This is a genomic window from Rhodanobacter sp. BL-MT-08 (genome assembly GCF_054161255.1).
In genome coordinates this window covers 1235746-1251236 of record NZ_CP167872.1, presented here as the reverse complement: position 1 = coordinate 1251236, position 15491 = coordinate 1235746, and the positions used below count along the sequence as shown (strand labels likewise).

Genomic DNA, 15491 nt, shown 5'->3' with positions numbered 1-15491 from the left:
GGTTGAATCAGCCGCCGGTGCCGGACCACTCGGAGGCGTCGTGCGCCACGGGCGCTTCGGTTAGGTCGGTGTCGTCGAGCAGGCTCAGCAGCTCCGCTTCGAGCCACTCCAGATCGGGAATCATGGCCACGTCATCGCGCACCAGCACCTGCGCGCGCACGCCCGGCGGCAGCGGCGTACCGTCGTGGGTCGGGATGATCAACTCGGCGTTGAGCGTGGTCAGGCGCGGAAAGCCCTGGGTCAGCATCGCGATAAACGGCAGTTTCGGATTGCCGCCCAGCGCCTTGAGCACGGCCACACGCACGCTGGCTTCGCTGTCACCCGCCTCGCTCCCGGACAACTGGACAAACGACACCAGCGGCACCCGCCAGCCACGCCAGGCGATGCGGCCCAGCAGCCATTCCGGTGCGTGATCTACCGGCTCAGGTTTGCTGTAGGTAATGACTTCGGCAACGGTGGCATTGGGCAGCAACAGGCGCAGGTTGCTTACCGGCACCAGAACGCAGCGGATTTCACGGGGCAGCGGCTGTTCTTCACTCATGGAAACACCTCGATCAGATGCGCCGCCAGCTCGTGGGGCGTACCGGAAAAACTGACCAACCGTTCGGCGGATATGCCGCTGACCATGTCGGCGGAATGTTCATTGGCCGACGACTCCACCCAGACCTTGCCGCCGCGATCATGCACCGCCTGCGCGCCGGCGACGGCGTCGGTACCGCGACCGGCGAAGACGATGGCCAGCGCGTCGCGACCGAATACATTGGCGGCCATGCTGAAGCTGGCGTCGATCGACGGACCCTGCGCCGCGTTGGCGCCGTTGGGCATCAACTCGATGCTGCCGTCGCGGATCAGGATGAGCTGCTGCCCTGCCGGTACGACCAGCACTTCACCGACCTTGGCCCGGGCGCCGTGCTTGGCCGCGCGCACCGGCAGCGACGAATGCTGCGCCAGTGCATCGACCAACGTATCGACCGGGGTCTCACCCAGATGCTGGGTCAGCACAAAGGCCAACCGGCTGGTGGGCGGCAGCGCCGACAGAAAGCCGCACACCGAGTCGGTGCTGCCGGCCGCTGCACCGAGCAGCACGATCTGGCTGAGGCTGTTGGCGCGAAATGCCTCGGCTTCTTCGAAAGCGGTCGGCGCAACGGCTTCTTCCATCGAGATCAGCTGCAGACTCATTATCGCCTCGTCGTCCGCATCGGCGTGTTCGGCGTCAGGCGCGAGAAAATCCGCCGCGCTGACCTTGTGAATGCCGAAATCCGCTGCGGCAGCTTGCTCGGTGGAAGCCGGCGCGTCCTCTTCGTCGAGCAGCGACCAGCTGTCCGGTGCACGTACCTGCGCCGCCAGCGCGTCGACCGGAATCTGCTGTGCGGCCGCGGCAGAAATCGACGCAACCGTTGTATCGGTGAGGGGCGCCAACTCCAGATGATCGAGCTGGAACACCGGTGGCGTCACGCTGCCAGGGTCGAGCGCTTTGTCGGCCGCGGCGACGTGAAACGCACCTGGCGATTCGGCCATATCCGCCTCGTCCTGGGCGCCGGCGGGCGGGCCGAAATGGCCATCGTGCAGCGGCGGCAGCTCCTCGTCGCCGGTGAAGCGCAAACCGGAGCCGGTCGGCTCCTCTTCTTCCACCGACAGATCGCCTGCTGCCAGCAACGCCTCCAGCTCCGCGGCCAGATCTTCCGACTGCTCGCTGGCGGCAGGTTCGCGCAACGTGTCATCGTCGGTCGAAGCCGACTGTTCGGGCGCGAACGCCGGGGTCTGCGGCGCGACGGCTTCATGTTCGTGTTCTGCGCTCGGTGCCGCGAATCGAGCGTCGGCGTCCTCGTGCAGATCAGGCGCAGGGGCGGGCTTGAACTCCGCCGCCGCTTCCCTGGCGATGGCGGCCTCCAGCACGTCGCTGTTGATCACCTCGACGCCGCGCGCATGCTCGGGCCGAGGCGGATCGAGATCACCCATCTCCAGCACCTTGACGGCGAGGTGACGGGCCCAGCGGGCGCGGTCCCAGCCGGTCAGCGCACGGCTGGCCTGCGCATCGTTGAAGACTACCCGCGTCTGGTTGCCGTCGATGACTTCGTATAGACGATCCAGCGCGTCGTCCGCCGAGTCGTCCAGATTGACGACGAGCACCTGCGCGCCGACCCGCTGCAGCAGATCGCGGGTGAGGCTGGCCATGCCGCCCTCGTGGACGATACGTGCGCCGCGCTCGCTCAGCGCATCGCGCAAATGTCCACCCAGCTCGACGTCATCAAACAACAGGGCAACCGCCGGTGCGGCCTGACTCATGATTCGGCTCCGACACGCTGCTCAAGCACCTCGCTGATCTGCACCAGCAGCTCCGCTTCCTGATACGGCTTGCCGAGGTAGCGATCGACGCCGATGTCGAAGGCGCGCTGGCGATGCTTGTCGCCGCTGCGCGAGGTGATCATGATGATCGGCACGTCGCGCAGCCGCGGGTCGGCCTTCATGTGCGTGGCCAGCTCGTAGCCGTCCATCCGCGGCATTTCGATATCGAGCAGCATCAGATCCGGCACGCGCTCGTGCAGCTTCTCGATCGCATCGATGCCGTCCTTCGCCGTGCTGACGTCGTACTCATGACGCTCGAGCACGCGGCCAGTGACCTTGCGCATGGTGATCGAATCATCGACCACCATGACCAGCGGCCGCACCCGCACCTCCTCGATTACCGGTGCTTGCACGGCGCTCAAACCGTCGGCGATGCGATGCTGACGCCGCGTGATGCCGTGACGCACCAGCGGGGCCAGATCGAGAATGATCAGCACCGAGCCGTCGCCCATGATGGTGGCGCCGAGCAGGCCGGGCACCGAACTTATCTGCGGGCCGACCGACTTGACCACGATTTCGCGCGAGCCAAGCACCGCGTCAATGCGGATCGCGGCACGCAAATCGCCGGCACGGGTCAGCAGCAGCGGCTGCTGTTCGCCTTCGGCCGGCAGGCCGGGCGGCAGGCCCAGCAGTTCGGCCAGATCGTGGATGCCGTATTCCTCGTTGCCGTACTGGAAGGTCGGCTCTTCGTCCGCCAGGCGAGCCGCCAGGTCCTCGGGACTGACGCGCGCCACGCCCTGTACCGAGGTCATCGGAATGGCGAACGTCGCCTCACCGATGCGAACCAGGATGGCCTGCGTCACCGCAAGGGTGAACGGCAGGCGCAGCACGAACACGCTGCCCTTACCCGCTTCGGATTCGATCGACAGCGAACCGCCGAGCTGCTTGATCTCGTTGGCGACCACGTCCATGCCGACGCCGCGGCCGGCCAGCTGGGTCACCGTGCTGGCGGTGGAGAAGCCCGGCTGCGTGATCAGCGACAGCAGCTGGTTGTCGGTCGGCTTGGTGTCGGCACGCAGCAGGCCGCGCTCGATGCCGCGCTTGAGAATGGCCTCGCGATCCAGTCCGCGGCCGTCGTCGCTGACGCGGATCACCACCTCGGTGGCTTCACGGGCGACGCGGATATGCACCGCGCCTTCGCTGGGCTTGCCGGCGGCGCGACGCTCGTCGGGCGATTCGATGCCGTGGGCGATCGCGTTGCGCAGCATGTGCTCGAACGGCGCCTTGATGCGGTCGAGCAGGTTGCGGTCCATTTCGCCGTGCGCACCGTCCACGTAGAGCTGTGCGCTCTTGCCGTCTTCCTGCGCCGCCTGGCGCAACGTGCGGCGAAGGTTCGGCACCATCGTGTCGAACGGCAGCATGCGCGTGCGCAGCAGGCCGTCCTGCAGCTCGGTACTGACGCGGGACTGCTGGATCAGCAGCGTTTCCGCCTGCCGGGTGAGCTCGTCGAGCAGGGTCTGAATGGACACCAGATCCGAGACCGACTCGGCCAGCGCGCGTGAGTACTGCTGCAGCTGCGAGTAACGATCGAGCTCAAGCGGATCGAACACGGTCAGGCCCGCTTCGCGATGCTCGCGCTGGAAGCGCGCGATGATCTGCGCCTCGGTTTCAATTTCCAGCATGCGCAGCTGGCTGCGCAGACGCGACACGGTCTGTTCGAGTTCCACCAGGTTGAAGCGATAGCCGGCCACCTGCTGTTCCAGCCGCGAGCGGTAGATCGCCACTTCGCCGGCGTGGTTGACCAGGCTGTCGAGCAGATCGGCGCGAACGCGGATCTGCTCCTGCGAGGAGCGCACCTCTTCTTCCACTTCCGGCAAGAGGTCGGGCAGATCGGGCAGATGTTCCGGCATCGTCGCCGCAGGCGCCGTCGGGAACACCAGCGCGCTGGTGCTTCGTCCATGCGGCGCGGCGTCGTTGATCGAGTTGGCGTCGTCGGACAGATTTGTCTCGCCGGCCAGCGCCAGCAGCTGATTGATCATGTCCTGCGGATAGTCGACGGTCTGACCCAGCGATACCGACTGCACCTGCTTGTGCAGCCGGTCGAAGGCCGTCTCCAGCGCGCCGATCAGCGGACCGGTCTTGGCCGGATCGCGGATGGGTTTTTCCAGCAGCGTCTCGACGGCATGGGTAAGGTCGCCCACGCCCATCAGGCCCGCGATACGCGCGCCGCCCTTGAGGGTGTGCAGGTCCCGCTGGAGCTCCGCGACGTACGACAGTTCGCTTGGCGCATCGTGCCACTGCGCCATCACGCCGTCAGCGTGATCGAGGATTTCGCGCGCCTCGTCGATGAATACTTCGAGCAGATCCGCGTCGATATGACCGGAGCCGGCCAGAGCATAAACCTCGTCCTGAACCATCGGTGTGTCGTTCGCGGCGGCATTTTCTTGCGCCCGCTCGGCAGGCGCCTCGACCGGCTGATGGGGAGCATCGGCCTCTTCGACATGCCTGGCGTCGGCAGCCGCTTCGACGTGTTGAGCAGCGGCGACTGCCTCCGCCTGCTTGGCGGCAGCGGCGTCCTCGGCCGCGCGTGCTTCGGTATCGCGCTTTTCGGAAGCGAGCAATTCGGCAGCGATTTCGTCTGCAGCCTGCTGCGCGGCCAGTTCGGCAGCGTGTTCGGCCGCGAGCTTGTCGAGGGCGGCCTGCTCGGCGGCAGCCTGTTCGGCAGCCAGCTGCTCCGCTGCCGCGCGCTCGGCAGCGGCCTTTTCGGCGACCAGCTGCTCGGCGGCAGCGCGCTCGGCGGCAGCCACTTCCGGTTCGAACGCGCCCAGCGCGGCGACCATTTCCGCAGCCAGCTCGGCGTGACGCGCGTCGTCGGGATGGACCTGCGCGACGGCTTCCGGCTCGGCTTCCGTGGCCGACTCCGCAGGGGTCAGTTCGGCGGCGTAGCCTGCAGCAGTTTCACCAAGTTCGTCGTGCTTAACCTGCGGCGCGGGATCGAATTCGGCGTCGTTGCTCGATACGTCGACGTGCGCGGATTCCAGCGGCGCCTCGGCGTCGGCGTGATCGACCGGCTCTTCCGACTTTTCCGCGTGTCCTTCGGTCGCGTGGCTTTCGACCGCAGATTCCTCTTCCGCCTGCCGTTCGTAGACCACGTGCGCAACCTGCGATTCCGGATAGCGGTCGCGCAGCGCGGTGATCTGCGCCGTGAGGACGTCGGCATTGGGCAGATGCGGGTGCTCCACGTCAAACTGGCCCATCACGTGGTCGACCAGATCGACCGTCTGCTCGAGCATGCGCACGCCTTCGGACGGCAGCGCGGTATTCAGCGCGCGCAGGCGCTTGAACAGGCTTTCCAGCGGCGACAGCAGCTGGGTCAGCAGCTGGATATCAACCATCGCGATGGCGCCATGCAGCGTGTGCACGGCGCGCAGCAGGTCTTCGCCGATCGGCAGCTCGATGTCGCTGCGCTGGATGGCGCCACGGATCGTGTGGAGATACTGCGCCACTTCGCTGCGCAGGATTTCCAGCAGCACCGGATCCACCGGCGGCATCTCGGGCATCGAGATATTTGGCTCGAACGGCGTCGGCGCATCGCCTGCCGCGAGATTGTCGGCGGCGGTATGTCCCTCGGTGAGGCTGGCTTCCGGTACCGCATCGGCGGCCGCCTGCGAGCGCGGAATGCGTCGACGCACCACGCGGCGAACGATCTCCGTAGCGGTCGACAGGTGATCTTCCACATGGGTCAGCTGACCGCCGGCCACTTCTTCCGCGGTCTGCATGATCGCGCTGAGCGGCGCCGTTGGTTCACCCTCTCCTTTGAGTGCGGCCAGCAGTTCCGGCAGCGCGGCGATCGCATGATGCACGACAGCCTGCACGCCCTCGTGCGGCTCGATGGTGCTGTCGAGCACCCGGTTGAGCATGTCCTCGACCTTCCAGGCGAATTCGCCGAGCACGCCGGCGCCGACCAGCCGACCGGAACCTTTGAGCGTGTGGAACGACCGGCGCAAGGTGATCAGCGAAGAGAGCTGGGTCGGCTCGGCCAGCCAGACTTTTTCGCCGCTGCGCAGGCTGTCGATCTCTTCCTGCATTTCTTCCAGGAAGATCTCGCGAATATCGTCGTCGATGCCCTCCGCCTCGGGGTTGAACGTGGTTTTGCCAGCCAGCGCATCGCGCACCGGCAGCTCTTCGAACTCCTCTTCCTCGATTTCGATCCAGTCGCCGTCCGGATCCGCAGCGCCAGCGGTCTCCGACAGCGGCGTTGCCGTCGTCTCGGTCTCCGCCAGACGCAGGCCGTCGAGATTGTGGGCGGGAGTCGCGGGCTGCTCGCTTTCACCGACAAACAGATGGCCAAGATCATCGCCCGGCAGCATGCGGACCGATTCGGTGAGTTCAGGATGTGCTTCGTGCGCAAACGCATCGTCGGACACCGGCGCGTCGATCGACAGGCCGGCATCGTGCTCCGCGGCCGTCGTTTCGAAGGCATCCGCCAACGCCGGCAGCGGCAATGCGCGCGCGGCAGGCAGCGGCCAGTAACCGAGCAGGCCGAGGCTGTGCTCGGCGACGTCGAGGATGTGATCAAGGCCGCCGCGATGTTCGCGCGCGGCTTCCAGGTAATACTCCAGTGCAGCCAGCGCGTCGGCCAGATGATCCATCTGCGCGCCGGAAGGCACGCGCCGATCGATCAGCAGCTCTTCGGCCACGAAACGGCCAACGCCCTCGGCCAGATCGGCCGGACGCGGCGCGGAAAGCATGCGCAGTGCGCCAGCCACCTCGCCCATCAGGGCCGGCGCAATCGCCAGATAGCTGTGCTCCCAGCCGGACTCGACGAAGGCAATGATCGCGCCCTTGACGTTGCCGGTGTTGGTGATCGCCTCCTGCATCAGCGCGGTAACCACACCAAGTGCTTCGCTGCGTGGCAGACCCTGCACCGCTTCGGCGGCTTCCGTTCCGTCTTCGGAGCCCAGACTTTCGATGTGGTCGTCCAGCGACGACTCGACATACAGCAGCGCGCCGGCGACATCGAGCAGGGTTTCTTCGTCGGACTTGCGCAGGCGCGTGGCGATTTCGTCGAGCACGCGTCGCTGCTCGATCACCACACGGCGCGGCACGTTCAGCGCCAGCATGCCGAGCGTATCGGCGACGCGCTCGAGCACTTCACTCTGCGACGTCAGTTGCGACGGGTCCGCATCATCCTGGCGCAGGAAGAGATCGAGTGCTTCCTTGACGCGCAGCAGATCGTCCTTCAGCGCGCGCGACACCGAGTCGAGCAAGGCGCGGTTGTGGCCGGCCATCGAGCCACGTGCGTGCTCCAGTTCGGCGGCGTCGGGCAGCAGGCTGTCCAGCGCGTAGGTGATACGCAGCTGTTCCATCAAGGGGCTGCGCTCTTTCGACTGCGCCACGATGTACAGCATCTTGCAGCAGACGTCGTCGGCATCGCCGCCGCGTAGGCTGATTTCGCCCTGCTCGATCAGCTGACGGATACTGCGATCGACCTTGCCGATGAGCTGACGGATTTCACCGGCAAAGCTTTTCAACATGCCATGCTCGAGACCTTCGAGCACGCCGGCGGAAATCCACCACAGCCGACGCCCGTGCACGTGGTAGCAGCGCGAGGCGATCGCCAGCAGCGTGGTGCGCATGCCCAGCAGCTGCTGCGCGGCATCCTGTCCACGGAACCAGCTCAGCAGCTGCTGCTGAAAGCGCAGGCGCAGATCCACCAGCTCGCCGCGATGCGCTTCGGCATACGACTCGCTCATGGCGGCGGGCGCCTGCTCGGGCAGGAACGCATCCAGGTTCGGGTGGAACATCGCCGATTCGGTCAGCGCCGGCAGCTCGCGGCTGGCGCGCAGATCGTTCAGCAGCGGCAGCAGCACCACCGGTACATCGCGATGGCCGCTCGACAGGCGCTCCAGATAATCGGGCAGCTGCATCAAACCGCGCATCAGCGAGGCGTAGGCTTCTTCGCGGTGAGTGACCTGATCCTGCAGCAGCGCCACCGCCAGCGTTTCCATTTCCGCCGTGACCTGCGCGGCGCCGTACAGCTCGACCATCTGCAGGGTGCCACGCACCTGGTGCAGGTGATCGGCGCACGAGCGCATGGCATCGCGCTGGGTCGGATGCTCGACGTACGTCGCCAGCGCCTCACGCGCGGTCGACAGCGTCTCGTCGAGCTCCGGCTTGACCCACTGCAGCGTGGTGAAATCGATGTGGTCTTGAAGTCTCATGCGCCTCTCTCAACGATTGCCCAACAACACGTTACGCAACCGACGAGCATGCCCCCCGTCCTGTGCTTGTATTCATCGCGCTGCGATCAGCGCGACGGATAGATCGGTCAACTAGCTCGATCAACTCGTTTGATCAACCAGGCAACTTGAAATGCGCCACCGAGCGGCGCAGATCGCTGGCCAGCTGCGCCAACGTACCGATCGAGTCGGCCGTCTGGCTCGCGCCCTGCGAGGTCTGCGACGTGATTTCCTGAATTGCGTTCATCGATACCGAGACATCGGTGGCCGCGGCGGACTGCGCGCGTGCCGCCGAAGATATGCTCTGAATCAGCGCGGACAAGTCATGCGAAACGCGCTCGATATCGCCCAGCGCGCTACCGGCGTCCTCCGCCAGGCGTGCGCCGGCGACCACCTCGGCGGTGGTCTGTTCCATCGAGTTCACCGCCTCGTTGGTATCGGACTGAATGGTCTGCACCAGCGTTTCGATTCGCTTGGTGGCGCTGGTCGAGCGTTCGGCCAATCGCTGCACTTCGTCCGCCACCACCGCGAAACCGCGACCGGCTTCACCGGCCGAGGCCGCCTGGATGGCCGCGTTCAACGCCAGGATGTTGGTCTGTTCGGCGATGTCGTTGATCAGTTCCACGATCGAGCCGATCTCCTGCGAGGACTCACCCAGCCGCTTGATGCGCTTGGAGGTTTCCTGGATCTGGTCGCGAATGGAGTCCATGCCCGAGATCGTTTCGCGCACCACTTCGGCGCCGCGCGAGGCGATTTCCACCGAGCGTTCGGCCACGTCGGCCGACTCGGCGGAATCTTTCGACACGATATCCATCGAGCTCACGATCTGGTTGATCGCTGACGTTGCCGAGCTGATCTGCTGCGCCTGCTGCTCGGCCGCATCGGCCAGATGGCGCGCGGTGGTCTGGGTTTCCTGTGCGGACGAAGACACCTGTTCGGAGGTCTCGTTGATCGTCGTTACCAGCGAGCGCAGCTCGTCGATAGCGTAGTTCACCGAATCGGCGATGGCGCCGGTAATGTCTTCGGACACCGTGGTTTTTACCGTCAGGTCACCTTCGGCGAGCGAGCCCATTTCGTCCAGCAGGCGCATGATCGCCTCCTGGTTACGCTGGTTGAGCTCGGCGCTGCTGGCGAAGCGGCGGCGCTGATCGGCGACCAGGGTGAACACCAGCGCGACGGCGAAGACCACCGCGGCGATGGCGCCGAACAGGCCCCACCACACGTTCGGGAACAGCCGGCGCAGCGGCAGCTTGCCGACCTGCTCGGACAGGTCGTTGGCGCGCAGCAGCACGGTTTGCGAATCCAGCGAGGCCTGGTTGCCGGCGTGCTTCACGTCGGCCAGGTTGCCCGCGGCGGCAACCAGCTTGGCCAGCGGATCGGACAGCTTGTTCCAGCTGTCGGTCATGTCGGAAAGAATCTTTTTCGCGTTGGCGTCGCCGATCGGCTTGACCCCGCTTTCCGCATTGCCTTCGAGCAGACCCTTCAGCACGTTGCCGTACAGCTGCGCATCGCGGGCCAGGCCGTCCGCAGCCGACTGCGCGTTGTCGCCGCCCTGCAGCACTTCCTGCACGCGTCGAATGATGCGGTCACCGGAGAGCATCTGGCGCGACGTGCCCAGCATCTGATCGGAGCTGCCGTTGTGCTGCTGCAGAATGTTGACCACCTGCTCCATGCTCGAGTTGAGCAGCGGCATCTGTTGCGCCAGCGTATTGGCACGCACGCCCGAGTCGGTAACAAGCGCCTTGTTCGACAGGATCTTGCCGATGTCGCCGTCGAGCTGCTTCCACGAATCGCTCAGCGCGATCACGGCGCGGCCGGTCAGCGTGGTGTTCTTGTCGTCGTACGCCGGCATGCCGGTATGCGTATCGCCCTTGATCAGGCGCTGCACGGCCGAATCGATCGAGTTGCGGTTGGCGGCGAGCTCGTTGAACGACTCGGCATTGCCATTGGCCGCTTCCAGCGCGGATTTCGCCGTCTGCTGCGACAGCACCTGAATCTGCGTGGTAAGCGCGATGGCCTGTCGGTCTTCGCTGTTCTTCTGATTCAGCAGACCGAAATCGAGCGCCGCGAAACCAATCGAAACCACAAGCAGGACAATATAAACGGCATAACCCCGTTCCCTAGCAACGTTCCCGGCACTGCTCATGTTCACCTCGTCCGTCTGACCTGACCCGATCGGCGCCGCATTATTGGGCGGGCACCGAAGCGGGACTTGCTAAACCATTCCGGCCACAGCGGGCGCCGGCCCTTCTTGTTCGATCTGCGTCTGGATGATCAGGCCGCGGCCTGGCGAAAATCCGGTGCGCGTACCAACCGATTCATGCTGAAGATGCCCAGCTGCTGCTCGCCGACACGATTTTCGACGAAGCGCGTCAGGCGGGGATCCTCTTCGCGCACCGCATCACGCCGCTGCTCTTCGTCAACCGTACGCTGGCCGAACACTTCATCGACGAGCAAGGCCACACTGCCGTTGCCCTGTCGCACGATCAGCAGGCGGGTACGATCGGAAAGCTGGGTGCGCTCGCCGAAAAGAAACCGGGAAAAATCGACGACCGGGACCAGATTGCCGCGCACGTTGGCCACCCCGAGCAGCCATGGCTGGGTACCTGGCACCGGCGTAAGCGCCGGCACCGCCAGCAGCTCGTTGATCTCGTCGATGCCGCTGACCAGCAGGCGCGCGCCAACGCGAAAGCCGATGCCGCGCCACAGGCCCGGCGCTTCCAGCTTGTCGCGCGTGTCCGAGGCATGCGCCAGCGACAGCCGCTCGTAGCTCGCCAGAATTTCGAAAGGCGTCTGGTTGACGATCGGCATGCGGGAGACAGGCTGGTTCATGCGGCACCCGGCAGCAGGTCGTTGATGCAGGTCAGCAGCTCTTTTTCATTCACCGGCTTGGTGATGAACGCGCGCGCACCCTGACGCAGACCCCAGACCCGGTCCGTTTCCATCGACTTGGTCGTGATCATGACGATCGGCACCGCTGCCGTGATCGGATCGCGGGTGAGCGTGCGCGTGGCCTGAAAACCGTTCATGCCGGGCATGATCACATCCATGATCACCAGGCCCGGCACGTCGGCCCGCGCCCGTTCGATGCCTTCTTCGGCGCTGTTGACGGCAACGACCTGATGACCGGCACGCTCAAGCAGCGTGGTGAACACGCGCACGTCGGTCGGTGAATCGTCGATGATGAGAATATTGGCCACAGGTTCCCCTTAGAATCTGCAGTTAGCGGCTTGCAGGCACGACATGACGATGAATGGCACCAAGCAGCTCGTCACGGGTGAACGGCTTGGTCAGGTATTGCTCCGCGCCCACGATGCGCCCGCGCGCCTTGTCGAACAGGCCGTCTTTCGAGCTCAGCATGATCACCGGCGTGCCGCGGAACTGCGGATTGTTCTTGATCAGCGCGCAGGTCTGATAACCATCGAGCCGCGGCATCATGATGTCGACGAAAATGATCGCCGGCTTCTGGTCGGAGATCTTGGCCAGCGCCTCGAACCCGTCCACTGCCGTCACCACGTCGCAACCTTCCTTCGCCAGCAGGGTTTCCGCCGTGCGCCGGATGGTTTTCGAGTCGTCGATCACCATGACCTTGAGACCGGTCAAGTCATTAGCACTAACGTTCAAATTCACTACTCCCCCCGGAACTCGCGCGAGCTCAGGTCAATCACAAGGACAAGCAACTAATGTGCCGTCGTTCGCACGTGTCGGAAATCACGAAACCCAATGTATCGAGGTCCGCTCTGCGGCGGCGCTTGATAAGCCACGTTGTGTACTGCCTGCCCCTCGAGACTGTCAAGCAATAATCGCGCAGACTCAACAGGCAACGCGCACAACGTGACCTATATTGGCACCATCGGGCCCGTGGCGACAGTTCCGACCGGATCGAGCTTGTCGCCATGGTTCGTGTCGGCGACCATCGCACCTGATGATGTCGGTCTGACGAATCACCCGGCCGAGCCGTCGATCTGTCGCCGGACATTTTTTGAACCCGCATTTGAGCATGACGGAGAATCACCATGACCCTATCGGTCGCCGTGCTGATGGACCCCATCGGCGCGATCAAGGTCGCCAAGGACACCAGCCTGGCCATGCTGCTGGAGGCCCAGCGACGCGGGCACACGCTGCACTATTTCGAGCAGGGCGACCTGGCGCTGCGTGACGGTGCGCCATGGGTGCGCGCCGCCCCGCTCACCGTGCGCGACGACCCGAAGGACTGGTACACGCTGGGCGAGGCGCAGTGGCGCGACCTGCGCGAGATCGACGTGGTGCTGATGCGCAAGGATCCGCCGGTGGACGCCCAGTTCATCTACGACAGCATGGTGCTGGAGCTGGCCCAGAGCGGCGGCGTGATGGTGGTGAACGACCCGCAGTCGCTGCGCGACTGCAACGAAAAGCTGTTCGCGCTGCAGTTTCCGCAGTGCATCGTGCCGACGCTGGTGTCGCGCGACGCGGCCGAACTGCGCCGCTTCACCGCCGAGCACGGCGAGGTGGTACTCAAGCCGCTGGACGGCATGGGCGGGCGCGGCATCTTCCGCGTCAAGGCCGGCGACAGCAATCTGAATTCCATGCTGGAAACGCTGCTCGCCGGCGGTCCACACGGCGAGGGGCGGCAGCTGACGATCGCGCAAAAATACATTCCCGAGATCACCGCCGGCGACAAGCGCATTCTGGTGATCGACGGCGAGCCGGTACCGTATGCGCTGGCGCGCATTCCCCAGGGCAACGAATTTCGCGGCAATCTCGCGGCGGGCGGTCGCGGTGAAGGCGTGCCGTTGTCCGCGCGTGACCGCTGGATTGTCGAGCAGGTCGCGCCGGAGCTGCGTCGGCGCGGCCTGCTGTTCGTCGGGCTTGATGTGATCGGCGATTACCTGACCGAGATCAACGTCACATCGCCGACCTGCGTGCGCGAACTGGACGCGCAGTTCGGGCTTAATATTGCCGGCCAGCTGTTCGACGTCATCGAGCAGCGCGTTTCGGGACATCGCGCCGCGTGAGTCAGCCTGCCACTGCCGTGCTTCAGCCGACCGGCTCCGGGCGAGTGGTCGGCGAGGCGCCCAACCCGATCAGCGCCACGCTGCTGTTTTCGCTGCTGCTGCACGGCGTGCTGCTGCTCGGCATTACCTTCCATTTCGCCAAGCTGAAACCAAGCCTGCCGACGCTGGACGTGACCCTGGTCAACGTGGCCAACCAGGAAGCGCCGGACAAGGCGGACTTTCTGGCCCAGGCCAACAACAGCGGCGGCGGCCAGAACGACAAGGCCGCGCGTCCGTCCGACCTTTTTTCCGGCCCCTTACCGCAGCCGAACGAGGGCACGGCGGCCGCGGCCGTTGCGGCGGCCGTTGCGCAGCCGCGGGACGCCACCCCCACCCGCATGGTCACGACGAGCGGCAGGACCGACTTCAGCGTCGACAGCGACACCGCGCAAAAACGGATCGATCCGCAGGACGCTGCCACCGCCACCGAGTCACAGACCGAGCAGGACATTGCCAAACTCTCCGCCGAGCTCAATCGCAAAAAAGTGGCGTACGCCAAGCGACCGAAGATCAAGTTCCTGACCGCCAACACGAAGGAATACGCCTACGCGGCATACATGCGCGGCTGGGCCGACCGCGTCGAGCGGGTGGGCAACCTCAATTACCCGGAGGAGGCGCGCCGGCGCGGCCTGCACGGCGACGTGCTGCTTACGGTGGTGCTGCGGCTCGATGGCAGCATCAAGAGCATCGAGGTGATCCACAGCTCCGGCGAAAAACTGCTCGACCTCGCCGCCGAACGCATCGTGCGCCTGGCCGCGCCGTTTCCGCCGGCACCGCAAAGCGGCGAGAAGATCGACGAACTCAATATCACCCGCACCTGGCAGTTCCAGCCCAGCAACGTGCTGCAGACACGCTGAGGCACGACGCGCGCGACGTGCTTACAATGAGGCCATGAGCACCGTCGTCCCCCACATCCTCACCGGCCATTTTCTGATCGCCATGCCGGGCCTGGTCGACCCGCCGTTTTCGCGCGGCGTCGCCTTGCTCTGTCAGCACGACGAAGGCGGCGCGGTTGGCCTGCTGGTGAACCAGCTGTCGGAATACCGTTTCGGCGACGTGCTGGCGCAGATGAAGCTGGAGTGCCCGGACAGCGATCTGGCGGACGCGCCGGTATTGATCGGCGGCCCCGTGCAGCAGGAGCGCGGTTTCGTGCTTCACCGCGAGCACGGTGCCTGGGAGTCGAGCTATCGCATCAACGCAGCATGGTCGGTCACGACCTCACGCGACATCCTGGTTGCCATGGCGGCGGGCGAAGGCCCCAGCCAGGCCGTGATGGCGCTGGGCTACGCCGGCTGGGAGGCTGGCCAGCTCGAGCAGGAGCTGATGGCCAACGCCTGGCTCACCGCCGAGGCCAGCGACAGCGTCGTGTTCGACACGCCGCTGGAAGATCGCTGGAGCGCCGCGGCCGGCCTGGTCGGCGTCGACCCGCGACAGCTCTCCAGCTACGCGGGCCACGCATGAGCTGTGTGCTCGGCTTCGATGTGGGGAGCAAGCTCACTGGCGTGGCCGTCGGCAATCCGTTTACCGCCAGCGCACGCGCGCTGACCACCATCACCGTGCGCGACGGCGAGCCCGACTGGCAGCGTATCGACGCGCTGCAAAAGGAATGGCTGCCGGACACCTTGGTCGTCGGCCTGCCGCTGACGCTGGACGGCGGCGAACAGCCGGCCAGCCGCGCGGCGCGACGCTTTGCCGAGCAGCTGCAGAAACGCTACGGCCTGCCGGTCGCGTTCGTCGACGAGCGGCATAGCTCGCAGGACGCCGCCCATCGTTTCGCCGAAGCGCGCGCCGCCGGCCTCAAGCGCCGACGCGACGCGGCCCATATCGATGCCGAAGCGGCTGCAGTCATTGTCGAGCGCTGGCTGATCGAGTCGCCCGTCTCGCCCGCAGTCGATCACTGACACTCCATCCCACTCTCAGAACCGACGCC

The 15491-nt window shown here is 65.5% G+C and carries 11 protein-coding genes; 4 read left to right on the top strand and 7 right to left on the bottom strand.

The window, feature by feature from the left end; genetic code table 11:
• Positions 1-7: 7 nt before the first annotated feature.
• From ACDK93_RS05230 to ACDK93_RS05200, 7 genes are all read right to left on the bottom strand, one after another.
• Positions 8-541 (bottom strand): chemotaxis protein CheW, encoded by a 534-nt coding sequence (locus tag ACDK93_RS05230; protein WP_458071538.1) that lies wholly within the window; start codon positions 539-541, stop codon positions 8-10.
• Positions 538-2286, bottom strand: a complete 1749-nt coding sequence (locus ACDK93_RS05225) for a chemotaxis protein CheB (RefSeq protein ID WP_458071536.1) — start codon at positions 2284-2286, stop codon at positions 538-540. The genes ACDK93_RS05230 and ACDK93_RS05225 overlap by 4 nt, the downstream gene beginning before the upstream one ends.
• Entirely contained in the window at positions 2283-8510 is a 6228-nt protein-coding gene (locus tag ACDK93_RS05220; RefSeq protein WP_458071534.1) for an Hpt domain-containing protein, read from the bottom strand. The genes ACDK93_RS05225 and ACDK93_RS05220 overlap by 4 nt, the downstream gene beginning before the upstream one ends.
• A 133-nt stretch (positions 8511-8643) precedes the next feature.
• A complete protein-coding gene (locus tag ACDK93_RS05215; protein WP_458071533.1) occupies positions 8644-10674 on the bottom strand; it encodes a methyl-accepting chemotaxis protein in 2031 nt (676 codons plus the stop codon).
• Positions 10675-10802: 128 nt separating this feature from the next.
• Positions 10803-11360, bottom strand: coding sequence for a chemotaxis protein CheW (locus tag ACDK93_RS05210; RefSeq protein ID WP_458071531.1), 558 nt, complete (start codon positions 11358-11360; stop codon positions 10803-10805).
• On the bottom strand, positions 11357-11728 hold the full coding sequence (locus ACDK93_RS05205) for a response regulator (RefSeq protein ID WP_458071529.1): 372 nt from the start codon (positions 11726-11728) through the stop codon (positions 11357-11359). The genes ACDK93_RS05210 and ACDK93_RS05205 overlap by 4 nt, the downstream gene beginning before the upstream one ends.
• A 22-nt stretch (positions 11729-11750) precedes the next feature.
• The gene (locus ACDK93_RS05200; RefSeq protein WP_458072347.1) at positions 11751-12113 is read right to left on the bottom strand and encodes a response regulator; all 363 of its coding nucleotides are present in this window, start codon (positions 12111-12113) and stop codon (positions 11751-11753) included.
• A gap of 431 nt (positions 12114-12544) precedes the next feature.
• On the opposite strand from ACDK93_RS05200, the gene gshB reads away from it, so the two are divergent.
• Genes gshB through ruvX form a run of 4 tightly spaced genes read left to right on the top strand, consistent with a single transcriptional unit; the run spans position 12545 to position 15462 of the window.
• On the top strand, positions 12545-13522 hold the full coding sequence (gshB, locus tag ACDK93_RS05195) for a glutathione synthase (RefSeq protein WP_458071527.1): 978 nt from the start codon (positions 12545-12547) through the stop codon (positions 13520-13522).
• On the top strand, positions 13519-14418 hold the full coding sequence (locus ACDK93_RS05190) for a TonB family protein (protein WP_458071526.1): 900 nt from the start codon (positions 13519-13521) through the stop codon (positions 14416-14418). The genes gshB and ACDK93_RS05190 overlap by 4 nt, the downstream gene beginning before the upstream one ends.
• Before the next feature lie 34 nt (positions 14419-14452).
• On the top strand, positions 14453-15022 hold the full coding sequence (locus ACDK93_RS05185) for a YqgE/AlgH family protein (RefSeq protein WP_458071525.1): 570 nt from the start codon (positions 14453-14455) through the stop codon (positions 15020-15022).
• On the top strand, positions 15019-15462 hold the full coding sequence (gene ruvX / locus ACDK93_RS05180) for a Holliday junction resolvase RuvX (RefSeq protein ID WP_458071524.1): 444 nt from the start codon (positions 15019-15021) through the stop codon (positions 15460-15462). The genes ACDK93_RS05185 and ruvX overlap by 4 nt, the downstream gene beginning before the upstream one ends.
• Positions 15463-15491: the final 29 nt, after the last annotated feature.

Coding starts and splice junctions, on each gene's coding strand:
- ACDK93_RS05230 (WP_458071538.1), bottom strand. CDS start 541: ATGAGTGAAGAACAGCCGCTGCCCCGTGAAATCCGCTGCGTTCTGGTG.
- ACDK93_RS05225 (WP_458071536.1), bottom strand. CDS start 2,286: ATGAGTCAGGCCGCACCGGCGGTTGCCCTGTTGTTTGATGACGTCGAG.
- ACDK93_RS05220 (WP_458071534.1), bottom strand. CDS start 8,510: ATGAGACTTCAAGACCACATCGATTTCACCACGCTGCAGTGGGTCAAG.
- ACDK93_RS05215 (WP_458071533.1), bottom strand. CDS start 10,674: ATGAGCAGTGCCGGGAACGTTGCTAGGGAACGGGGTTATGCCGTTTAT.
- ACDK93_RS05210 (WP_458071531.1), bottom strand. CDS start 11,360: ATGAACCAGCCTGTCTCCCGCATGCCGATCGTCAACCAGACGCCTTTC.
- ACDK93_RS05200 (WP_458072347.1), bottom strand. CDS start 12,113: ATGGTGATCGACGACTCGAAAACCATCCGGCGCACGGCGGAAACCCTG.
- gshB (WP_458071527.1), top strand. CDS start 12,545: ATGACCCTATCGGTCGCCGTGCTGATGGACCCCATCGGCGCGATCAAG.
- ACDK93_RS05185 (WP_458071525.1), top strand. CDS start 14,453: ATGAGCACCGTCGTCCCCCACATCCTCACCGGCCATTTTCTGATCGCC.
- ruvX (WP_458071524.1), top strand. CDS start 15,019: ATGAGCTGTGTGCTCGGCTTCGATGTGGGGAGCAAGCTCACTGGCGTG.